At 63.2% G+C, this 25,908-nt stretch carries 25 protein-coding genes; 11 read left to right on the forward strand and 14 right to left on the reverse strand.

Annotated features, from left to right (window positions below; translation table 11 throughout):
* Positions 1-17 precede the first annotated feature (17 nt).
* Together ABIC03_RS03930 and ABIC03_RS03935 are read right to left on the reverse strand one after the other, a co-directional pair.
* Positions 18-1,436: a sensor histidine kinase gene (locus tag ABIC03_RS03930; RefSeq protein ID WP_354055692.1), complete on the reverse strand. Its 1,419-nt coding sequence runs from the start codon at positions 1,434-1,436 to the stop codon at positions 18-20.
* 1 nt (position 1,437) lies between these two features.
* Entirely contained in the window at positions 1,438-2,112 is a 675-nt protein-coding gene (locus ABIC03_RS03935; protein ID WP_007592584.1) for a response regulator transcription factor, read from the reverse strand.
* Positions 2,113-2,421: 309 nt separating this feature from the next.
* Here ABIC03_RS03935 and ABIC03_RS03940 point away from each other — a divergent pair, with 309 nt between their 5' ends.
* Positions 2,422-3,480: an alpha/beta fold hydrolase gene (locus ABIC03_RS03940; RefSeq protein WP_354055694.1), complete on the forward strand. Its 1,059-nt coding sequence runs from the start codon at positions 2,422-2,424 to the stop codon at positions 3,478-3,480.
* A 399-nt stretch (positions 3,481-3,879) separates the two neighbouring features.
* On the opposite strand, the gene ABIC03_RS03945 is transcribed toward ABIC03_RS03940, so the two are convergent.
* The 3 genes from ABIC03_RS03945 to ABIC03_RS03955 all read right to left on the reverse strand — a co-directional run bounded on the left by ABIC03_RS03945 (position 3,880) and on the right by ABIC03_RS03955 (position 6,823).
* Positions 3,880-4,971 carry a TRAP transporter substrate-binding protein gene (locus ABIC03_RS03945; protein WP_027517246.1) on the reverse strand — a complete coding sequence of 364 codons (1,092 nt, stop codon included), beginning with the start codon at positions 4,969-4,971 and terminating at the stop codon, positions 3,880-3,882.
* A 218-nt stretch (positions 4,972-5,189) separates the two neighbouring features.
* The gene (locus ABIC03_RS03950; protein WP_354055696.1) at positions 5,190-6,332 is read right to left on the reverse strand and encodes an Mrp/NBP35 family ATP-binding protein; all 1,143 of its coding nucleotides are present in this window, start codon (positions 6,330-6,332) and stop codon (positions 5,190-5,192) included.
* 53 nt (positions 6,333-6,385) lie between these two features.
* Positions 6,386-6,823, reverse strand: a complete 438-nt coding sequence (locus ABIC03_RS03955; RefSeq protein WP_354055698.1) for a VOC family protein — start codon at positions 6,821-6,823, stop codon at positions 6,386-6,388.
* 182 nt (positions 6,824-7,005) lie between these two features.
* Between ABIC03_RS03955 and ABIC03_RS03960 the strand changes: the two genes are divergently transcribed.
* The 5 genes from ABIC03_RS03960 to ABIC03_RS03980 all read left to right on the forward strand — a co-directional run bounded on the left by ABIC03_RS03960 (position 7,006) and on the right by ABIC03_RS03980 (position 11,742).
* Positions 7,006-7,878: an NAD(P)-dependent oxidoreductase gene (locus ABIC03_RS03960; protein WP_354055700.1), complete on the forward strand. Its 873-nt coding sequence runs from the start codon at positions 7,006-7,008 to the stop codon at positions 7,876-7,878.
* Positions 7,879-7,900: 22 nt separating this feature from the next.
* On the forward strand, positions 7,901-9,178 hold the full coding sequence (gene nhaD / locus ABIC03_RS03965; protein ID WP_354055702.1) for a sodium:proton antiporter NhaD: 1,278 nt from the start codon (positions 7,901-7,903) through the stop codon (positions 9,176-9,178).
* A 137-nt stretch (positions 9,179-9,315) separates the two neighbouring features.
* A complete protein-coding gene (locus ABIC03_RS03970) occupies positions 9,316-10,911 on the forward strand; it encodes a sensor histidine kinase (protein WP_275167470.1) in 1,596 nt (531 codons plus the stop codon).
* Between the two features lie 44 nt (positions 10,912-10,955).
* On the forward strand, positions 10,956-11,168 hold the full coding sequence (locus ABIC03_RS03975; RefSeq protein WP_354055704.1) for a DUF1289 domain-containing protein: 213 nt from the start codon (positions 10,956-10,958) through the stop codon (positions 11,166-11,168).
* Between the two features lie 19 nt (positions 11,169-11,187).
* Entirely contained in the window at positions 11,188-11,742 is a 555-nt protein-coding gene (locus ABIC03_RS03980) for a TIGR02281 family clan AA aspartic protease (RefSeq protein WP_275167471.1), read from the forward strand.
* A gap of 33 nt (positions 11,743-11,775) precedes the next feature.
* Here ABIC03_RS03980 and dusA read toward each other — a convergent pair whose 3' ends face one another.
* The 5 genes from dusA to ABIC03_RS04005 form a co-directional block, all read right to left on the reverse strand.
* A complete protein-coding gene (gene dusA, locus ABIC03_RS03985) occupies positions 11,776-12,771 on the reverse strand; it encodes a tRNA dihydrouridine(20/20a) synthase DusA (protein WP_354055707.1) in 996 nt (331 codons plus the stop codon).
* 340 nt (positions 12,772-13,111) lie between these two features.
* Entirely contained in the window at positions 13,112-15,991 is a 2,880-nt protein-coding gene (locus tag ABIC03_RS03990; RefSeq protein WP_354055709.1) for an ATP-binding protein, read from the reverse strand.
* Positions 15,992-16,201: 210 nt separating this feature from the next.
* Positions 16,202-16,555, reverse strand: coding sequence for a putative quinol monooxygenase (locus ABIC03_RS03995; RefSeq protein ID WP_354055712.1), 354 nt, complete (start codon positions 16,553-16,555; stop codon positions 16,202-16,204).
* A 162-nt stretch (positions 16,556-16,717) separates the two neighbouring features.
* Entirely contained in the window at positions 16,718-17,059 is a 342-nt protein-coding gene (locus tag ABIC03_RS04000; RefSeq protein ID WP_354055714.1) for a hypothetical protein, read from the reverse strand.
* Positions 17,056-17,352, reverse strand: coding sequence for a hypothetical protein (locus ABIC03_RS04005; RefSeq protein WP_354057493.1), 297 nt, complete (start codon positions 17,350-17,352; stop codon positions 17,056-17,058). Before ABIC03_RS04005 ends, ABIC03_RS04000 begins: the two co-directional genes overlap by 4 nt.
* On the opposite strand from ABIC03_RS04005, the gene ABIC03_RS04010 reads away from it, so the two are divergent.
* Positions 17,266-17,691, forward strand: a complete 426-nt coding sequence (locus tag ABIC03_RS04010; RefSeq protein WP_275167477.1) for a hypothetical protein — start codon at positions 17,266-17,268, stop codon at positions 17,689-17,691. The two genes, ABIC03_RS04005 and ABIC03_RS04010, sit on opposite strands and share 87 nt — an antisense overlap.
* Here ABIC03_RS04010 and ABIC03_RS04015 read toward each other — a convergent pair.
* Entirely contained in the window at positions 17,660-18,670 is a 1,011-nt protein-coding gene (locus tag ABIC03_RS04015) for an aldo/keto reductase (RefSeq protein WP_354055716.1), read from the reverse strand. The genes ABIC03_RS04010 and ABIC03_RS04015 overlap by 32 nt on opposite strands.
* 517 nt (positions 18,671-19,187) lie before the next feature.
* Positions 19,188-19,544: a hypothetical protein gene (locus ABIC03_RS04020; protein WP_354055718.1), complete on the reverse strand. Its 357-nt coding sequence runs from the start codon at positions 19,542-19,544 to the stop codon at positions 19,188-19,190.
* A gap of 46 nt (positions 19,545-19,590) precedes the next feature.
* On the opposite strand from ABIC03_RS04020, the gene ABIC03_RS04025 reads away from it, so the two are divergent.
* The 4 genes from ABIC03_RS04025 to ABIC03_RS04040 all read left to right on the forward strand — a co-directional run bounded on the left by ABIC03_RS04025 (position 19,591) and on the right by ABIC03_RS04040 (position 23,502).
* Complete coding sequence (locus ABIC03_RS04025; protein ID WP_354055720.1) at positions 19,591-19,968, forward strand: helix-turn-helix transcriptional regulator; 378 nt, start codon at positions 19,591-19,593, stop codon at positions 19,966-19,968.
* A 170-nt stretch (positions 19,969-20,138) separates the two neighbouring features.
* Positions 20,139-20,603 (forward strand): (2Fe-2S)-binding protein, encoded by a 465-nt coding sequence (locus tag ABIC03_RS04030; protein ID WP_354057494.1) that lies wholly within the window; start codon positions 20,139-20,141, stop codon positions 20,601-20,603.
* 1 nt (position 20,604) lies between these two features.
* Positions 20,605-22,860 (forward strand): xanthine dehydrogenase family protein molybdopterin-binding subunit, encoded by a 2,256-nt coding sequence (locus tag ABIC03_RS04035; RefSeq protein WP_354055722.1) that lies wholly within the window; start codon positions 20,605-20,607, stop codon positions 22,858-22,860.
* A gap of 102 nt (positions 22,861-22,962) precedes the next feature.
* Positions 22,963-23,502, forward strand: a complete 540-nt coding sequence (locus ABIC03_RS04040; protein ID WP_354055724.1) for a hypothetical protein — start codon at positions 22,963-22,965, stop codon at positions 23,500-23,502.
* A 124-nt stretch (positions 23,503-23,626) separates the two neighbouring features.
* Here the strand turns inward: ABIC03_RS04040 and hydA are convergent, their stop codons facing one another.
* Both hydA and ABIC03_RS04050 read right to left on the reverse strand, forming a co-directional pair.
* On the reverse strand, positions 23,627-25,087 hold the full coding sequence (hydA, locus tag ABIC03_RS04045; protein ID WP_354055726.1) for a dihydropyrimidinase: 1,461 nt from the start codon (positions 25,085-25,087) through the stop codon (positions 23,627-23,629).
* A complete protein-coding gene (locus ABIC03_RS04050; RefSeq protein ID WP_354055729.1) occupies positions 25,048-25,788 on the reverse strand; it encodes a maleate cis-trans isomerase family protein in 741 nt (246 codons plus the stop codon). The genes hydA and ABIC03_RS04050 overlap by 40 nt, the downstream gene beginning before the upstream one ends.
* Positions 25,789-25,908 lie beyond the last annotated feature (120 nt).

The following is a 25,908-nucleotide window of genomic DNA, read 5'->3' on the forward strand; positions in this document are numbered from 1 at the left end:
ATCGAGACGGCGCAGGTTCAACCTGCCTCCGCTCCGGCCGCCGAATTGGGGCCGGCTGGCTGCACGCCATCCGCCAGCCTGAAGCGCAGCGTGAACTGCGCGCCGCCGCCCGGAAGATTCGCCACCGCAACCGTCGCCGCGTGATCATCCGCGACGGCGCGCACGATCGAAAGCCCGAGGCCGGCGCCGTCGCTGCGCTGGCGGTCGGCGCGCCAGAAGCGGTGGAAGATCAATTCGCGCTCGGCTTCCGCAACTCCCGGGCCGCAATCGCGTACGCGCACCGCACCGTCCTCGCTCACATCGACATCGACCGACGTGTCCTTTGCCGTGAACTTGATGGCGTTTTCGGCGAGGTTGAAGATCGCGCGCTGGAGCATCACGGAATTGCCGTGGATCAGTACCGGTGCCTCGGTGCCCCTCAGCGCGATATCCTTGTGCTGCGCGATCGCAAACGGCGCGATCGACCCAACCACCTCGGCGCAGACCGCGCGCAAATCCGCGGTCTCGCCGGGATCGAGCACCAGCGTGTCGAGTTCAGCGATCTCCAGCAGCTGCACGACGATGCGGCTCATGCCCTCGATATCCGCATGCAGCGCCTGCTTTGCAGCGCCGTCGCCGAGCGTCTCGATCCGCGTGCGCAGGATCGCGAGCGGCGTGCGCAATTGGTGCGCGGCGTCGGCGGTGAACTGCCGCTGCACCCGAAAGCCATCCTCGAGGCGGTCGAGCGCCTGGTTGACGGCGGTGACGAGCGGCATGATCTCGCGCGGGATCTGCTCCGTCGGCAGGCGGATGTCCGTGCGCGCCGGGCCGATATTGCTCGCCTCCTCGGAGGCCTTCCACAGCGGCGCGACAGCGCGGCGAAAGATGATGATGTCGATGGCGAGCAGGACCAGCAGGATCGGAATGGTGATCCACCCGACCCGCCGGAAGAAGTTCGACACGATATCGTCGATGATGACGTCGCGGTGCCCGAGGTCCTCCGCGACGCGAATGCGTATCACCTTGCCGTCAATGGTGCGGGTGACACCGGCGCCGGAAATCGTCTCGGAGAGCGGCGGTGCGGCCGTGGCAGTGCCGGTCTTGCGCCGCGACGAGAACAGCAGTTGTCCTTCGGCATCGCGAATGTCGTACTGGTAGCGGCCATAGGCTTCCGAATAAAGGCCCTTGAGACTGTCCGGCAGGTTGAACGTCAACAGGCCGTCGGGCTGGGCGACGATGCGCTCGGCCAACACCTCGGCCTGCGCGCGCATGGCGTCGCGATGCAGCTGGTCGATCTCGGAATTGAGCAGCCAGAACAGCACCAGCGGCAGGAAGATCGCGACCACCGCGACCGCCACGATGTGGAGGAACACGATGCGCCAGATCAACGATTTGAACGTCGGCGACCTCGCACGGATCCCGGCGCGGAATCCGGCGTGAGGTCCGATCCGGGCCACGCTATTTCTCCTCGGCCATGAGATAGCCGACGCCACGGATGGTGTGGATCACAACTTTGGCGCCATGCTCGGCGAGCTGCTTGCGCAGCCGCGAGACGTAGACCTCGACCGCGTTGGAGGCGACCTCGCCGTCGAGCCCGAAGATGTGGTCCTCGACGTTCTTCTTCGGCACCACCCGCCCCTGCCGGCGCAGCAGGATCTCAAGCACCGAGGTCTCGCGCGCGGAGATGATGCGCGGCTGGTCGTCGACGAAGATCTGGCGGCTTTCGGTGTCATAGACGAGGTTGGCGAGGCGCAGCGAGCGGCCGAGCAACTGGCCCGGACGGCGCAGGATCGCCTCCAGCCGCGCCACCAGCTCCTCCATCGCGAACGGTTTTGCGAGATAGTCGTCGGCGCCGCTGCGCAGGCCGCTGACGCGATCCTGCAAGCCGCCGCGCGCGGTCAGCACCAGAACCGGCAAGGGCTCCATCTGCCGGCGCAGCTCGCGCAGCACCGACAGGCCATCGCCGTCGGGTAGTCCGAGGTCCAGGATCATCGCGGCATAGCTGACGCTGCTCACGGCTTCGCGCGCCTCGGCGGCGCTGCCGACGATGTCGCTCTCATAGCCAGCCGCCGACAGCCCGCCGGCAACCAGCCGCGACAGCTCGGCATTGTCTTCGACGATCAGAAGGCGCATCGCATTTTCTCGCGGGATGTTCCGGTATCACCGCGCGGCTCGCGCCGCATCGTCGATCTCTTCCACCATCCCGGGCATCTCGGCCAGCGAAAAAGCACCCGGGCCGGCCGCTCCCTTCCGTCAGGTTCCTGTAAGCCAGTCAGGGCACGTGCGGATGAGGTCGCGGATAGCGCCGAAACTTGCCTCCTTGGCCCGCCGCCGGCGCCGCATCGATCCTGCCAAGGAACGAACACCCCGGCGAACCGTTTAACTCAGCTGCAACATTTCTCATTTGATGGGGCGTCGTGCAGACCACCTAAGGTAATGCACATGCGCCTTGCACGACGAACACGTTCCAGCTCCCTTCTATCCGATTGCTTGACCGCTATCACGCGACATCCGGGCGGCGCCGCGTTTGCTGCCGCAGGTACCCTCATTGCGGCTACCGCAATCATAAATCGGCGGCTCGCGAACAAAGCGCAACGCGATAATCCTCCGCAGGGGCGGTTCATCGACGTCGAGGGCGTTCGCCTGCACTATTTGGAACGCGGCAGGGGCAAGCCGCTGGTTTTGTTTCACGGCAATGGCAGCATGGTCCAGGATTTCGACTCGAGTGGATTGATTGATCTCGCAGCCGAGAACTACAAGGTCATGGTGTTCGATCGTCCCGGTTTTGGGCACAGCTCGCGGCCGCGACACGTCGTCTGGACCCCGGAGGCCCAAGCGGACCTGTTCAAGAAGGCGTTCGATCAGCTGGGCGTCTCTCAAGCGATTGTTCTTGGCCATTCGTGGGGAGCGTCGGTTGCGGTTGCGCTGGCGACAAGACATCCTTCGTTCGTGCAGGCTCTCGTGCTGGCCTCGGGCTATTATTTCCCGACTCCCCGCTCGGACAGCGCCGCGTCGGTGCTGTCCGCCCTACCGGTGGTCGGGGACGTCATCAGCTCCACGATTTCGCCGCTGGCCGGTTGGGTGATGTGGCCCGCGATGTTGCGCAAGCTGTTTGGCCCGCGGCCGGTCCCGGCCAAGTTCGCGGGCTTTCCGAAAGAAATGGCGCTGCGCCCATCACAGATGCGGGCCACAGCGGCCGAAGCGACGATGTTGATCCCCGCCGCATTCTCAGGTTCGAAGACTTATGCAGAACTCAAGGTGCCCACAATCATTATCGCGGGCCAGGACGATCGCCTGATCGATATCAAGCAGTCGGTCAGGCTGCATGGCGAGATCAAGCAGAGCAAATTGCGCCGGATCGACCGAGCGGGACACATGATTCATCATTCTGCAACCACTGACGTGATGGCCGCTATCGACGAAGCTGCTGCCGAGGCCGTGTTGACTCATGGACGGGAAGGTCCGGGCGTACAGCAGCCCCGAGAGACTTCCGGCGCGTGACGAGCGCGAGGAGCCACCCGAGACAACAATTTCGGATTTTACGATAATGCCTTTATGCCACTGTTTTGCCCGACGAGTCAAACGGTCTCGCTGAAGCACCCGCGCCTGCCCCGCTTTGGCTGCCAAAAATGCGAAGTTGCCATCGACCGCGCGATGCTCGGGCCTGCCCCCAATTAGCTCCATCGCATCAAGCGTTTGGCTGCACTCGCAACGCGTTGTCCGCTCACCCCTCGTCTACTGTGCATGGGGTTGTTTTTCAGATTTTTTGTTTGAGGCCACGCCCGTACCCCGGCGACACCGCCGCTCGGCGGCTTCCGCCTCGCCTATTCCGATCGCGTCGTCCCAAAGAAAAAGCCCGGCCTCGCGAACGAGACCGTCGTCTTGTGACTGGTTCGAAGATCAGCCGCGGGTACGCGAGCGGATCATGAAGCTGTCGTAGGTGTATTCGGCGACCTGCCACCACAGATATTCGTCGGAGCGGTAGGCCTGCATGGCATCGATCGACTTCTTGAAGTCGGGATTCTTGGCCGAGATCTCGCCCCACAATTCGTTGGTCGCCTTGAGACAGGCTTCCAGGACCTCATTGGTGAACGGGCGAAGCTGCGTTCCGCCGGCGACCAGACGCTTCAGGGCGCCGGGGTTCACCATGTCGTAGCGCGCGGCCATCCAAGTGTTGGTGTTGACGGTCGCGTTGGTGAGGATCGCCTGATAGTTCTTCGGCAGTTCGTTCCACTTGTCGATGTTGGCGAAGGCGTGAACGGTCGGACCACCTTCCCAGAAACCCGGGTAGTAGTAGTACTTGGCGACCTTGGCGAAGCCGAGCTTCTCGTCATCGTAGGGACCGACCCATTCGGCGGCGTCGATGGTGCCCTTTTCGAGCGACGGATAGATGTCGCCGCCGGCGAGCTGCTGCGGCACCACGCCGACCTTCTGGAGCACCTGACCGGCGATGCCGCCGATGCGCATCTTGAGGCCCGAGAGGTCGGCAACCGTCTTGATCTCCTTGCGGAACCAGCCGCCCATCTGGGTGCCGGTGTTGCCGCAGGGGAAGCCGACCACGTTCGACTTCTTGAAAAACTCGTTGGCGAGTTCGTTGCCGCCGCCCTGGTACAGCCAGGAATTCTGCTGGCGTGCGTTCAGGCCGAAAGGCACCGATGCGAAGATCGCGAAGGTCGGGTCTTTGCCGACGTAATAATACGACACCGTATGGCACATCTCGACGGTGCCCTTCTGCGTCGCATCCAGCGCCTGCAGGCCCGGAACGATTTCACCCGCCTGGAAGACCTGGATCTGAAACTTGTTGTCGGTCATCTCGGCGACGTACTTCGCCATCTGCTCGGCACCGCCATAGATGGTGTCGAGCGACTTCGGGAAGCTCGACGTCAGGCGCCACTTGATCTCGGGCGAGGACTGCGCGATCGCCGGCGAGGCTACCGCGGCGGTCGCCGCCGCACCGGCTGCCGACACTTTCAGGAAATCACGACGCTTCATCTTTAGTCTCTCCTTGTTGGGGCGTTTCCCCTAACTTCCTCTTTGCTGCCGCTCATTCCGGCGACGCGTTCTTGGGCCGCGTCGAACCGAAGGGGCTTGACTGCCGTGGGCCTTTAACACGGAAGCCCCGCTTTCGAAACGCGACATTGGCATGACAGGGCTCTACGAAAGTCGCATGTCCCCAGAGTATTGGTTTGAAAGGGTTGGCTTGGATCCGCTCAGGGCGCGGCGATGACGCCCTTGAGCTGGTCCCGCACCTGTCCCGCAATGGCGCGGTAGATCGCCGCATGAGGACCATCCGGTTCGCTGTCCACCACGGGCGTGCCGGCATCCGAGGTGGCGCGAATCGCCATGTGCAGGGGGATCTCGCCCAGGAACGGCACCCCGAGCTTCTCGGCCTCGTGGCGCGCGCCGCCATGGCCGAAAATGTCGGATTTCGTGCCGCATTGCGGGCATTGGAAATAGCTCATGTTCTCGACGATGCCGAGCACGGGCACGTTGACCTTCTTGAACATCGCAAGCCCCCGCCTTGCGTCGATCAGGGACAGGTCCTGCGGGGTCGAGACGATCACGGCGCCCTTCAAGGGGACGTTCTGCGCCAGCGTGAGCTGGGCATCACCGGTGCCTGGCGGCATGTCCACGACGAGGACGTCGAGCTGGCCCCATGCGACGTCGCGCAGCATCTGCGTCACCGCCGACATCACCATCGGTCCGCGCCAGATCATCGCGGTCTCTTCCTCCACCAGGAAGCCGATCGACATGATGGCCAAGCCAAAGCGCCTGAGCGGAATCATCTTGCGCTCGCCATCCAGCTCCGGCTTCTCATGCAGACCCGTCAGCCGCGGCACCGATGGGCCGTAGATGTCGGCATCGAGCAGCCCGACCTTGAGGCCGAGATCGCGCAGGCCCAGCGCAAGATTGAGCGCGGTGGTCGACTTGCCGACCCCGCCCTTGCCCGAGGCGACCGCGATCACGGCAGCGACGCCCGGAATCTCGGACTGCCGCGCCATCGGCGATTGGGCGCCGCCCTGTGGCGGCGGCTTGTGGGCGTGGACCGGTTGCACGCCCGGCGTGCCACGGCTGGGAGTTGGCGGCGGCGGTGGCGCCGCGCCGGCCTTGCGCTCGGCCGTCAGCGCCACCATGACGGTGCTGACGCCGGGAATCGCGCGCACCGCAGCCTCGGCCTCGGCCCGGACGGATTCCCAGGCGCGCGCCTCGGCGGCATCGACATTGATCGAGAAGAACACCTTGCCATCGGCCGCGCTGATCGCGCTCAGCACATTGGCATTGGTGAGCGCGACCCCGCGGGGCGACTTGATCCTGGCGAGGCTGTCGAGAACCTGTTGCTGCGTCACGCTCAAAGCGCATCTCCTAGAATTCAAGATGCCCCATTAGAGCGGAAACGCCCAAAAGGCTACTGCCTGCCGATATCGTCAGCCATCTCGGCGGGCGCCGCGCCCTGCTCCAGCGCCGCCTCATAATTCAGCTCGATCATGACCCCGTTGGGGTCGTGAACGAAGATCTGCCAGAGTTCGCCGCCGGGCACCTGGCGGGAGTCGAACTTCATCCCCTTCGAGGCCAGCCGTTGTTTCATGCCGTCAAACCCCCGGCTGGCGAAGGCGACATGGTGGACAACGCCGGAATCCGGCTTTTGTGGCTCGGCAGTCGGAGAAATATCGACGAGGTGCACCACCGGCTTATCCTCGCTGTACATCCAGGCGCCGGGGAAGGCGAAATTCGGCCGGGCGCCTTTTTCCAGGCCCAGCACGTCCTCATAGAAGCGGACGGTCTCGGCCAGATTCCGGGTCCGGATGTTGAAATGATCGAGCACGCCCACGCTTACGCCGCCCATGCCTTCGCTCCCTTTTTTTGAAGTCCTTAGGTCCGCCATCCTAGCACAGGCGGGGGCCAAACGAAGCCGTTGCCCTCCGGCCTCAAGGGTTTATGGTGCGCCCGATCTGCCGCAATGGCGGAACCGGGCGCCCCTCGCCCGGCAAGAACCGTAAAACCCAAACTACGGACAAGGTACCACAGATGGCTAAAGTCGCTTTCCTCGGTCTCGGCGTGATGGGCTTCCCCATGGCCGGACACCTCGTGAAAAAAGGGGGCCATGAGGTCACCGTCTATAACCGCACCGGGGCCAAGGCGAAGGAGTGGGCGGACAAGTTCGGCGGCAAGACCGCGGCGACCCCGAAGGCCGCGGCTGAGGGCCAGGATTTCGTGATGTGCTGCGTCGGCAACGACAACGATCTGCGCGCGGTCACGATCGGTGCCGACGGCGCGTTTGCCGGCATGAAGAAGGGTGCGACCTTCGTCGACCACACCACCGCTTCCGCCGAGGTCGCCCGTGAGCTCGATGCGGCCGCCATCAAGGTCGGCTTCAAGTTCATTGACGCACCCGTGTCCGGCGGCCAGGCCGGTGCCGAGAACGGCGTGCTGACGGTGATGTGCGGCGGCGCGCAGGACGCCTATGCCGGCGCCGAGCCGATCATCACAGGCGCCTATGCGCGGATGTGCAAATTGCTCGGGCCCGCAGGCTCCGGCCAGCTGACCAAAATGGTCAACCAGATCTGCATCGCCGGCCTCGTCCAGGGCCTCTCCGAGGGTATTCACTTCGCCAAGAAAAGCGGCCTTGACGTCGCGGCCGTGATCGAAACCATCTCAAAGGGCGCCGCGCAGTCCTGGCAGATGGAGAACCGCTACAAGACCATGAACGACGACAAATACGATTTCGGCTTCGCGGTCGAATGGATGCGCAAGGATCTCTCGATCTCGCTGGCCGAAGCCCGCCGCAATGGCGCCAATTTGCCGGTGACCGCGCTGGTCGACCAGTTCTACTCCGAGGTCGAGAAGATGGGCGGCAAGCGCTGGGATACGTCGAGCCTGCTCGCGCGCCTCAATCGCTGACACCTGACGAAGTGATCCTGCCTTGCTGATCGCACTCGCCGCAATTTTCGTCCTCGCCTATGCGGCGATCGCGCTTGAGCATCCTATCGGGGTGAACAAGAGCGCGTCTGCGCTACTCGGCGCAGGCGTGCTCTGGACAATCTATGCGCTCGCGACGGGAGACCACACGCTGGTCGGTCGTCAGCTCGATGAGTCCGTCGCCGCCACCGCGCAGATCGTGTTCTTCTTGATTGGCGCGATGACCATCGTCGAGGTCATCGACGCCCATGACGGTTTCGAGGTCATCACCTCCCGCATCAGCACGACCAGCCAGGTCCGTCTGATATGGCTGATTGGCTTCGTGACCTTCTTCCTCAGTGCCATTCTCGACAATCTGACCACCACCATTGTCATGGTCTCGCTGATCCAGCGGTTGATCGCCAAGCGCGACGACCGCCTGCTGTTTGCCTCGCTCATCGTCATCGCCGCAAATGCCGGCGGTGCATGGACCGTGATTGGCGACGTCACCACGACCATGCTGTGGATCGGCGGACAGATTTCGCCGGTGAATATCATGGGCGCGGTGTTCCTGCCCTCGCTGCTCAACCTGCTGGTGCCGCTCGCATTCATCAGCTTTTCGCTCAAGGGCAAGACCATCGCACCGCCGCCGAAAGAGGACGGATTGCAGAGTGTCGATCCGTTCGAGCGGAATGTGATGTTCTATCTCGGACTCGGCGTACTGATCGCGGTGCCCGCCTTCAAGACGATCACGCACCTGCCGCCCTTCATGGGTGTCCTGCTCGGGCTCGGCATCGTGTGGTTGGTCGGCGAGATCGTTCATCGCAACAAGGATGAGCATGTCCGTGGTCCGCTCACGCTTGCCAATGCGCTGACGCGGATCGACATGGGCTCGATCGTGTTCTTCCTCGGCATTTTGCTCGCCGTCGCCAGCCTCGAACATGCCGGCGTGCTCTCTATGGTGGCCAAATGGCTGGACACCACGATCGGCCGACAGGACATCATCGTGATCGTGCTCGGGCTGCTCAGCGCCGTCATCGACAACGTGCCGCTGGTCGCCGCGACCATGGGCATGTACGACCTGGCGCGTTATCCACCCGACAGCTTCCTCTGGGAGTTCATCGCCTATTGCGCCGGCACCGGCGGTTCGATCCTGATCATCGGTTCGGCCGCAGGCGTCGCGGCCATGGGGCTCGAGCGCATCGAGTTCCTCTGGTACGCCCGCCGCATCGCCGTTCCCGCGCTCGCCGGCTATCTGGCGGGCGCCGTGGTGTACATCGCGCAGCACGCGGCGCTGCATTGAGCGGCTCACGCCGGATCCAAAATTAACGCCGGGTTAACGTAATTCTTTAGCTCCTTAAGTCACCTCTTAAGGATTTCTTGCCAGAGATAGACAATGCAGAAGGCCCGTCCCGCGCGGGCAGGAATTGTTGTTGTGCGATGAGTAAACCCGCTGAAAAGCCCGAGGTTGTGCAGCTTCCGGCCGAGCCGGTGAGCGTGCCGTCGGCGAGCCATCGCCGGGCTGCGGCACAGCGGGTTCGCGAGGCGCGCGACAAGTTAACGTCGACCAGTGGAACCCGGCCGGCTTTCGACGCCGAGATGCTGCGCCATTACGCTCAGACGCGACTGTCGGCCTCCTATGTCGTAATGCTGCTTGTGGTCGCGACGGGCGTCCTGTTTGGGCTGTGGATGCAGCCGATCCCGGCCGCCGCCTGGACCGCCGGCATGCTTTGCATCCATGCCGCGATGATCCGCAGCTGCCACCGCTTCCTGGCCGAGCCCGCCTCGCCCGCGGCAACGCGCACATGGCAGACGCGCTTCGTCGTGCTCGACCTGCTCTATGGCCTTTGCTGGATGGCGATCCTGATCCATCCCGTGCTCGACATGATCACGGAATCGCTGATGATGTTCCTGATGCTGCTGGTGATCGCAGTATCGAGCATGCTGGCCGCCAATCTGCCGATCGCCGCCCTTGCCGCCACCGCGCCGGTCGCGGTCGCGATGGCGCTGAGCTTCGTGATGACCGGCTCGCTGGACAATTACATCCTGGCCGCGCTCGCCGTCGCCGCCGAAGGCTATTTCGTGCTGCTGGCTCACCGCCTGCATTCTTCGACCTTCGCCACGCTCGAGGCGCGGGCCGAGAAGGACGCGCTGATCGGCGAGCTCGAACAAGCCAAGGCGATCTCGGACGAAGCGCGCCACCGCGCCGAATCCGCCAATGTCGCGAAGTCGCGCTTTCTGGCGCAGATGAGCCACGAACTGCGCACGCCGCTCAACGCGATCCTCGGCTTCTCCGAGGTGATGAAGAGCGAGATTTTCGGCGCGCATGCCGTGCCGGTCTACAAGGAGTACTCGGCCGACATCCACAATTCCGGCGTCCACCTGCTCAACCTCATCAACGAGATCCTCGATCTGTCGCGGATCGAGGCCGGCCGCTACGAGCTCAATGAGGAAGCGGTCTCGCTGGTCGGCATCGTCGCCGACTGCCATCATCTGATGAAGCTGCGCGCCTCGAGCCGCGGCATCACCATCCACGAGGTGTTCGAGCAGGCGATGCCGCGGCTGTGGGCCGACGAGCGCGCGATCCGCCAGGTCGTGCTCAATCTGCTCTCCAACTCGATCAAGTTTACCCCACAAGGCGGCGAGATCTGGCTCAAGGCGGGCTGGACGGCCTCAGGCGGACAATATCTCTCGGTGAAGGATACCGGCTCCGGAATCCCCGAAGACGAGATCCCGGTCGTGCTGGCCTCGTTCGGCCAAGGCTCCAACTCGATCAAATCGGCCGAACAGGGCGCCGGTCTCGGCCTGCCGATCGCCAAGAATCTGATCGACCTGCATGGCGGTACGTTCACGCTGAAATCGAAGCTGCGCATCGGCACCGAAGTGATCGTCACCTTCCCGCCCGAGCGCGTGATGAGCGCGCTGGCGCCGATGTCGGATGATTCTCCGCCGCTCCAACCCGAGAGCTCCGCGGTAGCGGACGAGAAGCGCCGGCCCCGTCGCAAGCCGATCATGAGCGCAGGTACGGGCTCGTAACGAGATGCTTGCAGACATGCCCGACCATCCGCCACTATGTCCGAATGAGCAAAGAAACGCCGTGCGTGGCCGTCTGCATGATCGATCCCAAGACCAGGCTGTGCTTCGGCTGCGGACGTACATTGCCGGAGATCGCGCGCTGGCACGCCATGGAGAGCGCGGAACGGCTCGCGGTCATGGCGCTGTTGCCGGCGCGCATGAATCAGGCTGGACTTGCGCCCATCGCGGGATCGCCGGAACGCACCTGGCCGGCCTGAGCGCATCGGGAGGTGCGCCATGATCCGGTTCCTGCTCGTTCTCATCATGCTCGCCTGCACGGCCGGTGCCGTCGTCGCCTATGGCGATTCCGACCAGATCGCGCGCGCGAGCAGCAAGGTCTCGCATATTTTTCGCACGCAGACCGCAGCGCCCGCCCCCGCCGTGCAGATCCAGCGCGGCCAGGGCGGCGAATTCGCGCTGCGCGCGAAGATCAACGGCGTGGCCGCACCGATGGTCATCGACACCGGCGCGACTTCGGTGGTGCTGACCTGGGAGACTGCGAAAGCGATCGGGCTGCCGCTCGAGATGCTCGAATACGACGTCGATCTCGAAACCGCGGGCGGTCGCACCAAGGCGGCCCGCCTCACGATCGACCGCCTCTCGGTCGGCCACCTCGTCGAGAAATCGGTCCCCGCCCTCGTCGTGCCGCGCGGTCAGATGAAGACCAACCTGCTCGGCATGAGCTTCCTCGATCGCCTGGAGAGCTGGGGCGTGCGTGCCGACAAGCTGATGCTCACCGGTTATCCGGAGCTCCAGACCAGTCACCGCCGCTCTCGACTCGCGGTCGACTAGACTCTTGCAATCCGGCTCTTCGTGTGACTACGGCTAGGCCGCCGCCTCGGCCGGCGCGCGGGCACCGACACGCGCAATCGCATCGCGCAGCACCTCGAGGCCGGCGCCCGGCTTCACACCCTGCTCGGCAAGATGGCGGCGGAAGGCGCGCGCACCGGGCACGGCGTGGAATGCGCCGACGAAATGCCTCATCATGGAGTGCAGCCTCGTGCCGCGCGCGAGCTGCTGCTCGATATAGGGCATCATCGCCTCGATCGCATCCTGCATCGAGGCATGCGGCGCCGCGTCGCCGAAAATGTCGGTATCGACCGAGAGCAGCCGCCACGGTTCCTGATAGGCGGCCCGTCCGAGCATCGCACCGTCAACTTGATCGAGATGTGCTTTGGCCTCGTCGACACCGGGGATGCCGCCGTTGATGATGACAGGCACATCGGGCATCGCGCGCTTGAGGCGATAGACGCGATCATAGTCGAGTGGCGGGATGTCGCGATTCTCCTTCGGTGACAAACCGCTGAGCCAGGCTTTCCGGGCATGCACGATCAGCGCATCGCAGCCGGAGGCGACGACCGCGCGGGCAAGCTCGTCGAGCGCGACTTCCGGATCCTGGTCGTCGATGCCGATGCGGCACTTCACGGTGACGGGCACGGCAACCGCTCCCTTCATCGCCTCGACGCACCTCGCCACGAGATCAGGCTCTGCCATGAGGCAAGCGCCAAAACGGCCGTCCTTCACGCGGTCGGAGGGGCAGCCGACATTGAGGTTGATCTCGTCATAACCGAACTCCTCGCCGATCCGCGCCGCCAGCGCCAGCTCGCGCGGATCCGACCCGCCGAGCTGAAGCGCGACCGGGTGCTCGATCAGGTCGAACCCAAGCAGCCGCCCCCGGTCACCATGAATGATGGCACCAGTGGTCAGCATCTCCGTATAGAGCAGCGCCCGCCTCGTCAGGTGACGGTGGAACACCCGGCAATGCCGGTCGGTCCAGTCCATCATGGGCGCCACGGAAAAGCGATAGCTTTGCGCTTTCAATGATTTACCTTTATCGTCTCAATAGGATGAAGCACGAACCTGTGCACTCCAACCTGGCCGAAATTGCACACGTTTGTACCCGTTTTGGCCTTTCGGTGCACACGTCGCGTCCACGAATTAGGAACTGGCGCGTCCAGGTCCGTCGCAGAGCCGCTATGTGTCAGAGACCTTCCGCCGTCGCAAGGACGGTGAAGATTGGGCGCTCGACATGGAGCGCAACATCGACCGCCGCAAAGCCCTCGATCGGCGAGTTCGCCAAAGGGGCCAAGCCGTTCCGTTCGCCACCGGCGGCCCGCTATATTCGACCGTCAAGCCGTCATTCAGCATGCTGCTCGCAGCACTAATTTTTCGCTCGCGCTCGGCGCAAAAGTTCCCAAGCCTCAATGAGGTCTTTTGATCCGAAGCCCTCGCTGAACTCTTCATAGATCGGGCCGAGCAACTGGGCAGCCTTGCGCCTGCGACCAAGTGCGATCCAGTGCCTCGCAAGATCGGTGCCGATACGCAACTGGAACGTCAGTGCGCCGATGGACCGCGCTTCGGCGAGAGCCTCCTGCAGCCGCTTTTCAGCCAGCGGAGCCTCACCTGCGCGAAGCAGCACCGATGCATCGATCCGCAGCAACTCCGACCGGCACCAGCGTTCGCCCTGGCGTTCCTGATGCGCGAGAGCCCGGGTAATGGCTGCGCGCGCTTCGTCGATACGTCCCTGTCTCAGCAGCGCGCGGGCGAGGACCGCGAGATAGCTGCCAATTCGCATGAGAAAGCGGCATTCGATGAGTTCGTCGATCGCCGCTCGGATGTCCTCCACCGCGCGCGGGTCGCCGCGCAGGTCGCGAAGGCACGCGGAGAAGTAGCGCTCGACCGGGACCCAGCGCGAGATGCGCTCCCGCTCGAGATTGGCGCGCATCCTTTCCGTGTAGCTTTCAAGGGCTTCCAGATTTCCCGTTTCGAGCGACACCGGTAGCGCAGCAAGGCCGAGCGCATTCGACTGGGACACCCATTGGCCACTGCGGCCTGCGGCCTCGACCGCGTCGCTGGCCAGTCTGGACGCGTAGTCCGGCTGTCCCTGCATCCAGGCAACGAATGGCAGATTGAAGCGGACCGTGATGTAGCGATAGACCTCGTTCGCGTCCTTGCGCGAACGGCTATCGGCCAGCGAATAGGTCGCAGCGAGGCGATCGAGAACCGGGCGACTTCGGCTCAACTCGCCGGCGAAGGCTCGGGCCCAGGCAAGTGCCCGATCGGCTTCGGACGTTGCCGTCAGGTCGCGGTCGCGCTCAGCGAGCTCGGTGGCTTCCTCGAGATAGGTTATGGCACGCGGGACATGTCCGATCTGAAGCAGATAAAATGCAAACCCCACCAGCGCGCGCTGCTGATATTCGCAATCCCGCGCGCGCCTTGCAAATTCGATGGCATCGAGCCAGGCAACTTCGTTCTCGTTCGACAATTTACGGGCGTAGAACAGGCTCCATCCGAGCGCACAGGCAAGTTTTGCCCGCAGCAGATCATCGCATTCGACGGTCCTGGCCAGAGCAAGCGCCGTTTCCAGCCGCGCTTGAGCCTCCGACAGGATCGAGGTCTCCGACCACAAAGTGATCCCGGCGACCGTCAGTCTGATTCCGAGGATAGGATCACCATGCTTGCCAAATGCCCACGATAGCGCAGCCCTCAGATCGGCGATGCGGCCGAGATAGCGATTCGTCCAATCAGCCGGCTCGCGCCAGTTCCATTCATCTTCAGACTGTTCGAACAGCGCCAGGACGCGCTCCGCATGGTGGCGTAGCGCCTGATGGCAAGCACGATCCCTCTCCCGCCGCTCGGCTGCATATCGCCGCGTGCTGTCGAGCAGTCGGTAGCGCAAGCTCGGCCCGTCGGACTCTGCGCTCAGAAGGGATTTGGCGACCAAACTGCCGAGCCCGGTCGCGACGTCAACCGGATTCAGCTCGGCGCCCTCAGCGACAAAAGCCGCATCTTCGGATTCGAACGCATCGTTGAACACGGACAGCAAGGCAAACAGCCTTGCGTCCTTGTGCGAGAGGAGCCTGAAGCTCCAGTCGATCGTCGCCATGAGGGTTTCATGACGCGGAGGCGTGACTTCGGCGCCTGCTGCACGAAAACCCAGGTTCCCGTCCATCGCCGCCACCAATTCGAGAGGAGCGAATGTGCCGATCTGGGCCGCCGCCAGCTCGATAGCCAGAGGAAGGCCATCGAGCGCATGGCATATCGAAACAATGGCCGGGCAATCCTCGTCCTTAAACTGGTAGTCCGACCATTCGGCCGCACGGCAAACGAACAATTGCACCGCCGGGAATTTCAGCGCCTGCACAGCTGTTGTGGTCTCGCCCACTCTGGGCGCGGCAAGCGAGCCAAGCCGCACGACATGCTCGGTCGCGGTACCAAGCGCCTCCCGGCTCGTCGCGAGCAGAACCGACGGCGACGTGTCGTCCGCGAAGCTCCCGGCGAAGATGGTCGCCGCAGGCAGCACGTGCTCACAGTTGTCGAGGATGATCAGCATCTGGCGCGACCTAACATACTCCAGCACGACGGCCAGGCTGTTGTCCGAGTTGCCCCGGATCCCAAGCGCCGTCACCAGCGCGGGGCCGAAAAGCATCGGATCGGAGATTGTGGTGAGATCGACGAGGCACGTGCCATCGCGGCATTGGGGGGCGAAGACTTGCGCCACGGCGACGGCAAGCGTCGTCTTGCCGACGCCACCGGGCCCAACAAGGGTGACATGCCTCTTCCGGGCCAACAGCTCGGCAATCTCCGCCATGTCCGACTCGCGGCCAACGATGCCACGCAAGGAAGGCGGCCGTGACGGGACGACGGGATCAGCGCGCGCCGGATCGTCGGTGATGTCGGTGGCAATGGCCTGCACATCGGCGATGAACCTATAGCCTCGACGGGCGACCGTCGCGATATACACAGGCTCGATCTGCGTATCGCCCAGCGAACGCCGCAAGCTCCACATGTTGACCTTGAGGTTGCTGTCGTGGAGGAACGTGCCCGGCCAAGCCGCCGCCATCAACTCATTCTTGCTGACGAGGTCGCCAGAGCGCTGCACCAGCAGGTGCAGGAGCTCGAATGCACGCCCTCCCAACTTCACCGGGCGCCCATCCAGAAGCAGCAACTGGCGCCGAGGAATCAGTCGAAATGGGCCGAAAGAGAACGCCGATTCCTGCGGGCGCCCGCTCCGTTGTCGTGTCTCCGTGACAGCCAGCATCGATACTTGCCGCTCGATCTAATAGATCAAGCGGAATTATCATGCATTGCGAAGAGGTTGAATAGCGCGCTTCCGAATTAGCACGATTGCGAAGAGCAATTTGCCGCAGGAACGTCATAGCGCAGATTGCGTATCCAGCGGCCGGTGCACCCGCTCAGATAGTGCTTGTTCACATGCGAGCCGCCGATTGAGTGCTCGATCGGAATCCGGCTATTTTTCCGGCGTGGCAAGGATTGCCATATGCATGACTTCGACGCCGCCCTCGGCAAGCTCCGGCAGCTTGGCAAACCATTCCTGGACAGAGGGCATGGCATTATGTGCGTCAAAATCGGCCTTGCTGGCGAAGACCTCGTAGAAGATGAAGTGGCCTGGCTTTGTCCGATCTTCCGCGAGAAAATAGACCGGATTCCTGGGATCGCTCCGAACCTTGGCAATGAGCGGCAACGTGGCTGCGCGCAGCGCATCTTCCTTACCCGGCTTGGCTCGCACCTGCGCCACCACCGAATAGGCGCCTTCCGGAATTTCCTGGTAGCGGATTCGCGGCGCTTCTTCGGCGACCGCCAAAGACGCGGCTCCGGTGATCGAGACGGCGAACAGCAGGGCGGCAAGCGAGTTACGGACGAGAATTGGCATCATGAGTATCTTGAATTGTCAGTCACGAACGCTTCGCAGGGCCAAGCTGGCAACCGGCTGGAGATCGGATGTCCGTCGCCCGTGATCTGTGGATCAGCGTGTGATCGCCTGCTGCCGTTTCGCGAGGGCTTCGCTGAAACGCTTCTTCACCGGGCCCAGCGCCTTGACGAATTCAAGTTGCTCGCCTTCCGGACCCTTGCAATAGATCAGTTCCCAGCCGTTCGAGGGCTCCTCGGTGACCCGGTTCGTATTGGCGCTCTGCGGCGCGGCTTTCCTTTCCGCCTCGGTCGTGACCCGGACCGTCCGGTTTGCCCTCACCCGCGTCAGGCCGCGGCGAGCGGATTCGGCTTCGAGGTCGGTGATGAACTTGTTGAAATCGACATCGTCGCGAACATAGAAGCAGATATGCATCATGCGCGGAAACGCGGGACTCATGTGCTCCACCGGTTCGGCAAAGCTCTTCGAAGTGCCCATCGGCTGATCGGACTCGCGATACTGCAGCAGCTCAAGCACCATGTTGTCGAATTGAATGAAGCGGACATCCAGCCGCTGCGCGCCGCTCCGCAAATCGGGGACCCCGATGGTACGGGGATTGACCCCACGAGCGTTCGCCTCAATCTCCTAGTCGGCCAGCAGGTGTTATGCACTCCGTCACCTTTGAAATCGCCGTGACGGAAAACTTCGGTACCGCCCAGTACGTCAGTATAGAACTGATAGGCCCGCTCCATGTTCTGCACCGTAAGTCCGAAGTGCTGGACACCCTGGAGTCGCGCGCCAAGCGGCGCCTGGTTGCGTTCGACAGCCGACATTGCATCCGTGCCCTGAGCTGCGGCGACTGCGGCGGGGCGCGTGCTGGCGGCAACACCGGTCACCACGGCAGCACCGACCGCTCGAAGCACGCTACGGCGCCCCGTTCCCGTCGCGTTGTCCCGGTTGTCCGTCATGTCCGTCTCCTTGGCCGTTGTTTGATTCACGAGCAGTTCCTGTCGGTCGACGCGCAGCCGAGCCGAAAAGTCGGAGCGCCGATTGCGCCGTTCAATCGGCGGGAAGCGGCGCGGCGGGATTGACCAGACCTGCCGAACGGAGTTCGTGCCAGAAATCGGCAGGGATGGATTCGAGGAGAGCTGCGCGATCCTCAGCGATGCGGCTCGGACGGCTCGCGCCCGGAATGACGGCCTGAACCACCGGATTCGCCAGCGCAAACTGCAAGCCCGCTGCTTTCATGCTGATGCCGTAGCGGTCAGCGATCGCCTTGATCCGCGCCACTTTGCCGAGGATCTCGGGAGTTGCCGGCGCATACTCGAAATTCGGTCCGCCGACGAGTGCCCCGGAACTGTAGGGACCACCGACGACGATTGCGAGCTCGTGCTCTGCGACCATCGGCATCACCCTCTGAAGCGCCCGGGCGTGGTCGAGGAGCGTGTAACGGCCCGCGAGAAGAAACCCGTCAGGACGCGGGCCTTCCAGCCCAAGCAGCAGTTCGATCGGCTCAACGCGGTTGACGCCGAGCCCCCATCCCTTGATCACACCCTCGTCGCGGAGCCGGTCAAGCGCCTTGAAGGCGCCCTTGCGCGCATCTTCGAAGACCGACAGCCACTCGTCGCCGTAGAAATCCTGCGCGACGTCATGCACGAAAACGATATCGATACGGTCGGTGCCTAGCCGCTTCAGGCTGTCGTCGATCGAGCGCAACGTGGCATCGCGTGAGTAGTCGTTCACAATCTTGTTGGGGCGTCCATATCTGAAGACGCCACCCTTCTCGCCGAGGTCGCGGGCACCGATATCCTCGATCTCGTCCTGAATCAGACGACCGACCTTGTTGCTGATCACGTAGTCCCCGCGCGGCTTGGCGGCGAGGGCAGCGCCGATGCGGATTTCTGCGAGACCCGCGCCGTAAAAGGGGGCAGTGTCAAAATAACGGATGCCATCGTCCCAGGCCGCGTTCACCGTCGCGAGGGCTTCGTGCTCCGGAATGTCGCGAAACATGTTGCCGAGTGGCGCCGCTCCGAAGCCGAGCCTGCTGGACAGAATATCCCTAAGGGCCATATCGCATGTCCTTCGTTGTGGCAGGCGAAGCCATCCGTCGAGGGATGATCGGGAGAACGTCGACTGCAGCAATCGCAGTTAGATGAGCCATCACTAGATTGCGGGCCCATTGTGGTATTTCCGATTCTTGCGAGATGACGGACGCATCTTGCTCATCCGGCGCGAGATCAGCTTTCGAAACTGGCGGGCGCATCGCCGAAGCCCCTGCTCTGCTTGCCTTTTACCTCTTTTAACCGCCCCGCCTCTGGACACGCGTGCGGCGGTTTGTGAGAAATCCCTGAGCGGGCAGCGAACGAGACTGCGACTGTCCGCTGGATGAAATCATCGCTCGCTCGCGTACGGGGCCGGGACGGAGGTCATGATGGCGTTCGTCACGCATGGAGATCAAAAATATCAGAACAGCGAGAAGCTCGCGAAGACCAGCGAGTGGCCTGCGCTGAGCATTGAACACCGGAAATTCGAGGCGGGCCACCAAGCAACCCCCGCCCCCATTTGCACCGAGCTCGTCATGCTGCTGTCAGGCGGCGGGATGGTCCACCGGATCGGCAATGGCGAAGTCCAGAAGAGCCTTGCCCGGCCGGGCATGAGCTACCTCGTACCGGCGGGTACGCAGGAGAGCCATCTCGAGCTTTCGGACCGGATGGAATGTCTCCATCTCTACCTTCCGCCGGCGCTGCTGGACCAAAGTGCCCTCGCCGACTTCGATATCGATCCGGCGAAGGTCGAGATCGCCTATGCCCACGGCCTGCCCGACCAGGTTCTCTTCCACGTCTGCTCGCCCTTGCGTGACCTGCTCCATCGTCCGCGCCAGCCGACAGATGCGTTGTTTGTGGAAGGCATCCAGGTCGCGCTCGCTGCACATCTTCTGGCGCACTACACGATCGACCGGTGGCGGCCGCCCGAGAAATCACCGTCGCTCGATGCGCGACGGCTCCAACGCGTGCTCGACCATATCGAGGCCTCGCTCGGCCTTGACATCAGGCTTGAAGAGCTGGCAGGCGCAGGCCTGCCTCAGTCCCTATCATTTTTCGAGGCTCTTTCGCGAGGCGACAGGCCTCTCGCCACACCGCTACGTGACCGATCGGCGCGTCCGGGCCGCGCGGCAAGAACTGGCACGCAACCATTCGTCCCTGGTCGACATTGCGCTGGAGTTCGGTTTCGGGTCCCAAGCCAATTTCACGCGCATGTTCCGCAAGGCCACCACCCTCACACCGGGGCAATACCGCGAGCTGTGCTGCGGCCCGCTCGACGTCAGGACCGACCGCATCGCTGCGGGACTCCGCAGAGATTGCGCATGAAAGCGCAGGATTCGGCAATACCGCTCGGCACGCATGAGACAGTGCTGTTGGGGCGAACAAATGGATGTCCCGATCGCAAGCGGCCACATGTCGATTGGCGTGAGGGAAGCAAGATGTCAGGACACCAGTTCCAACACGACCGCATCAACAATCCGCAAGGACGTAGCGACATGATCGAACTCACGGTCAATGGGATCAAGCGCCAGGTTGACGTCGTACCCGAAATGCCCCTGCTCTGGGTGTTGCGCGACGAACTCGGCATTACAAGCCCGAAGTACGGTTGCGGTGTCGCGCAATGCGGCGCCTGCACCGTGCATATCGATGGAAAAGCCGTTCGATCCTGTCAGTCCCGAATCGGCGAAGTCGCGGGCAAGTCGGTGGTCACGATCGAAGGATTGGAGAACAGGGATCAGAATCCGGTTCTTCAAGCTTGGATCGACCATCAGGTCCCACAATGCGGCTACTGCCAGACCGGCCAGATCATGCAGGCCATCTCGTTGCTTGAACGCGCTTCTAAGCCGACGGACGAGCTTATCGACCAATTGATGTCCGGCAATCTGTGCCGGTGCGGCACCTACCCGCGTATCCGCGCTGCGATCCACGCGGCTGCCGCAAAGAAAATGGCGGAGAAGTGAGATGGAGGACATCAAGAATATTTCCCGTCGCGCTTTCGTTTTCGGCTCCGCCGCGATAGCGGGCGGAATAGCTTTCGGCTCCTACGGCGATGCGGCCATGGCTGCTACGGCAACGAACGGCAATCCCCTGGCCGCGGGGCTCGGGCCGAACTCAGTCACCTTCAATCCCTGGGTCGAGATCAGCCCGGACAAGATAACGCTCATTGCCCAACACGCTGATATTGGTCAGGGCGTCGGCTCGGCGCAGCCGATCCTGATTGCAGAAGAAATGGACCTCGACCCTGGGCAATTCGAGGTCCGCTTTGCCGGACCGAGTCCCGCTTACTTCAACACCGGGTTTGCCAATGAGAATGCGCCGTTCCTGTCGGCGGACCATAGCCCGGCGGCGGAGGCCGCGCGTGCCGATGCGCTCGAAGCTTTGCGAAGGTCGGGCCTGCAAATGACTGGCGGGTCAAGCTCGATTCCGGACACCTACGAAAAGTTGCGTATCGCCGGCGCGGTCGCGCGCGAAACGCTCAAGGCTGCAGCGGCCAAGCGTTCCGGTGTCGCGCTGGCCGACATCAGCACGCAGTCTGGCCACGTCGTCCTGCCCAACGGCACCAAGATTCCCTACGTGGAACTTGCAGCGGAAGCCGCCCGGATCGCGCCGGTGCTCGATGCGAAGCCGCGCGATCCGTCCAAATGGCGAATGGTCGGCAAGCCGATGATGCGCCTCGACGTCCGATCGAAGGTCATGGGCGAGCTGAAGTTCGGTATCGACAAGAAGATGGCCGGCATGATGTATGCCGCCGTCAAATTGAACCCCAACAAGGGCCAGCCGCTGAAATCTTACGAGGCAGGCAAGGCGCAGTCGATGCCGGGGGTCAAGAAGATCCTCAAATTGAAGAACGGCGTCGCTGTGATCGCAACCAACAGCTGGTACGCCATGAAGGCGGTCGATGCGATCCAATGCGTGTGGGCGCCCTCGACCTACCCTGCCGAACAGGCTCGCCATTGGAAGGTCCTTGAAGGATCGTTCAAACCGCAATTCCTGGGCAAGGAATGGCGGAAAGTTGGGGACGTAGAGGCTGGGCTGAAACAGGGCACGCTCGTCAAAGCCGAGTATCGCGCGCCTTATGTCGGGCATCAGCCTCTGGAGCCGCTCAATGGGCTCGCCATTGTCTCCGATTCCGGCATGGAAATCTGGGTCGGCCATCAGAGTCCTCAGGCCGTCCAAAGCATCGCGGCAGCTGCCATCGGCCTCAAGCCGGAACAGGTGACGTTCCACAATCAATGGACCGGTGGAAGCTTCGGTCACCGTCTGGAGTTCGAGAATATCCGCGTCCTGGCCGAGATCGCCAATCAGATGCGGGGAACGCCGGTCAAGCTGGTCTTTTCGCGCGAGCAGGACTTCCTGCAGGACATCCCGAGGCAGATTGCAATCGCCCGCCACAGAGGCAGTGTCGACAAGGGGAAGATCGTCGCGGCCGATCTGCAATTGGCTTCGACGGCTCCGCTGAAAGGGTTGCTCGAACGGATGGGAGCGCCGTCGAAGGACCCCGACCCGCAGTTAGCCGCCGGTCTGTGGAACGTCTATTACGACCTGCCCCATTTCCGGGCCACGAGCTATGAAGCGCAAGGGCTGTCGCCAAGCACCACATGGCGGTCGGTCGGAGCCTCGACGGCCGGCTTTTTCACCGAGAGCTTCATCGACGAGCTGATCCACGCGGCGGGGCTTGATCCGTTGAAGGCGCGCATCGCGATGTGCTCCGTTCCCACCTACCGCAAGGTGCTGGAGACGGTTGCGGAGATGTCGAACTGGAACGGGCCACTCGGCAACGGCAGAGGCCGGGGCGTCGCGTTCGTGGAATCCTTTGGGACACCGACGGCCGAGGTCATCGAGATCACAATGACCGACAAAGGCGTCAGGATCGACAAAGTCTGGGTCGCCGTCGATGTCGGCAAGATCGTCGATCCCGTGAATCTGGAAAGCCAGGTGCAGGGAGGTGTGGTCTGGGGACTCGGCCATGCCATGAACTGCCAGCTCACCTACGCCAAGGGTGCGGTCCAGCAAACCAACTACGACCACCACGAAGCGATGCGAATCTATCAATGTCCGGTCATCGAAGTCCGCGCACTCGAGAACGACCCGAAAGTACGCGGCATCGGCGAGCCTCCCGTTCCTCCGGCCGCGCCCGCGCTCGCCAACGCGATATTCGCGGCTACAGGCAAGCGCATCCGCGAAATGCCGTTCAACAAGTTCATTGATTTCGTGTGAGGCAGAGCCATGAAAATATCGCTGATTGCGCTCGTCATCGCTGCTTCATCCGTCGCGGTCCTCACAGGCATTGTCGCGGCGAAGGACGAGGTTGCCAAAGATGTGCTGCGGCCGGGCAGCGTCAGCCGCAGCGAGGGTTTGAAGGCCTGGAATCGGATTGAAGCGGTGGTGACACATCCCCGCTGCGCGAATTGCCACGTTGACGCCAAGGCGATTCCGATCTGGACGCCGGCTGGCGAAACCAAACCTCGCGTGCATGGCATGAACATCCACGGCGGAGAAAGCCGCAAGGGCGAGGAGGCGGTCCCTTGCTCGACCTGTCACATGACTTCCACGCAAGCAAACGAGCCGGCTCCCGCTCCGCCCCGCGCCGGGATCGATTGGCAACTCGCTCCCGTTGCTTTCATCTGGTTCGGAAAGAGCGGCGCCGAGATCTGCGCGCAACTGAAGGACCCCAAGCGCAATGGCGGCCGCGACGCCGCCGGGCTGGTGGAGCATCTGCGCCATGACGCGTCATTGAGCGGCTTCATTCCGCGCGGTTGGGCGCCCGGCGCGGGCCGGACGACGCCTCCAGGCAGCTTCGAGGAACATGTCAAGGACGTCGCCTTGTGGGGGGCGGCCGGTCAACCTTGTCTGAATTGAGCGATCGGTTTTGCCGCATGCGAGGGCTGGACACGAACATATGACCGGCATTGTCTGTGGACTTGAGACGACCATCGCCCGCGCGCACGGCCGGCACAGTTGCGCAGCAGCGTGTTGAGCCCGATCAGATCAGGCTCGACCTGCCGCGGCTGAGAACCTCGCCTGCGCCTTTGGTGCCGACGATCCTGCCGTGTTCGTACACCACCCGGCCACGGGCGATCGTCGTTACCGGCCATCCCGTGACGTCGAACCCTTCCCATGGCGTGTAGTCCGAGCCGTGATGCAGATCGGCCTGCCGAATAGGTTTCTTCAATTTGGCATCCCAGAGCACGATATCCGCATCGAAGCCGACGCCGATCGAGCCCTTGCGCGGATAGAGGCCGTAGATGCGTGCATGGTTAGTCGCCGTCAGCTCGACGAATTTTTGCAGGCTGATCCGTCCCTTCGATACGCCTTCGGAGAACAGGATGGGCAGTCGGGTCTCGACACCCGGAATGCCGTTCGGCACCCAGCGGAACGAGGTGCGGCCGTTCGGCGTCAGCTTGCCCTTGGGATCGTCGTAGCGGAACGGGCAGTGATCGGACGAGAAGGTCTGGAACACGCCCGTGGTGATGCCCTCCCAGATCGCCTGCTGGCTTTCCGCATCTCGGGGCGGCGGCGAGCAGACATATTTCGCGCCTGACATGTCCATGTTCAGGCCCTTCATGTCGTCGGCAGTGAGCGTGATGTATTGCGGGCAGGTCTCGGCATGCACCGGCAATCCGCGCTGCTGGGCCCAGCGCACCTGCTCCATCGCCTCACGACCGGAGACGTGGACGATCATGATGGGGACACCGACGATCTCGGCATGGCTGATGGCGCGATGCGCCGCCTCGCGCTCGACGGCCTGCGGCCGGGACACGCCATGGAAATACGGGGCGATATGCCCCTCTCGCTCGAGTTTTGAGGTGAGAAAACGGATGGCGTCGTACCCCTCGCAATGGACCATCACCAGCGCTTCCTCGCGGCGCGCGACCTCGAACACCTCGAGCAGCTGCTTGTCGCTCAGCACGAGGTCGTCATAGGTCATGAACACCTTGAACGAGGTGTAGCCGTCCTTCACCAGCGCCGGCAGCTCCTGCCCGAGCACGACCGCGGTCGGATCGGAGATGATGAGGTGGAACGCCGTGTCGATATAGCATTCGCCTTCGGCGAGTTTGCGGTAGTTCTCGACGCAGGTTCGGAGCGACGTGCCCTTCACTTGAAGCGCGAAGGGCAACACCATGGTGTTGCCGCCGGCGGCTGCCGAGCGCGTCGCCGACGCGAAATCATCGGCCATCACCACGTCGGGGCCGGACGGCTGCGAGATGTGGACATGGCTGTCGATCCCACCCGGCAGCGCCAGCAGACCGGTTGCGTCGATCTCGCGCGCTGCGCCCTCGACGCTCTCGGCGATGCTGACGATGCGGCCGTCGCGAATGCCGATATCGGCGCGGAACTCGTCGCCGGCCGTCACGATGGTGCCGCCGCGAACGGCGAGATCGAATTGCGCCACAGGAGTCTCCATCACTTGATGACCGGCATGGTCTGGAATATCCGGCCCCATTCCGCAATAGCCGCAACGTCGCCGCCGGCGAGGCTCAGGGTCCGCCACAGCGTGACCGCGACGGAATCCAGCACGGCGATATCCAATTCCCGTTCGAGCGAAGCGGCCAGCGCGGCGCCGTCGAGGTTGGTGCAGAGGATAACGATCGCGTCGGCGCCTTCCGCAGCCACGGCACGGATCATGTCCGCGATCGTTGCAGGCGCGACCTCGCCGAAAGAGAAATTATCGCGCAAGCCCAGATGCCGCTCCGCATGCGAGGTGATGCCCTCCTGAGCCCACACGTCCGCGATCCGCCGCTGCACGTCGTCCGTATAGGGTGAGACCAGGCCGACACGTTTGGCGCCAAGTGTGCGGGCGGCATCGATGCAGGCGAGTGTGGAGGTCGTTGCCGGCACGCTCGCGCGCGCTGTGATCGCCTCGCAAAGGCTCCGGTCGCGGTCGATGCCGAGCCAGCTCGCGGACGTGCCGTTCCAGGCGATGGCATCGACTTTTGCATCGGCGAGCAGATCCGCTGCGGGCAGAATCACCGAGGCGTCGAACTGGTTCAGCGCGGCGGCGTCGAGCGCAATCTCGGTAACGCGGAAACGTGAGAAATGCGCGGTGACGCCGTCGACGCCGGCGAGCATCGCACTGGTGACGGGCTCGAGCACCGAATTGGAGGATGGCGTGATCATGCCGAGACGCCTGCGCAGTACTAACATCGATCGCGTTCGCTCCATTTGCGGCGAAGCGCGACTGCGCTCCTCAGCAGGATCATCCGCATCCCTCGCACCCGCGCAACCCGCAATCTGCATACTGCATGCAACTTGTTCGATATGCTT

The sequence above is a fragment of the Bradyrhizobium sp. RT6a genome (genome assembly GCF_040547675.1).
Lineage (GTDB): Bacteria > Pseudomonadota > Alphaproteobacteria > Rhizobiales > Xanthobacteraceae > Bradyrhizobium.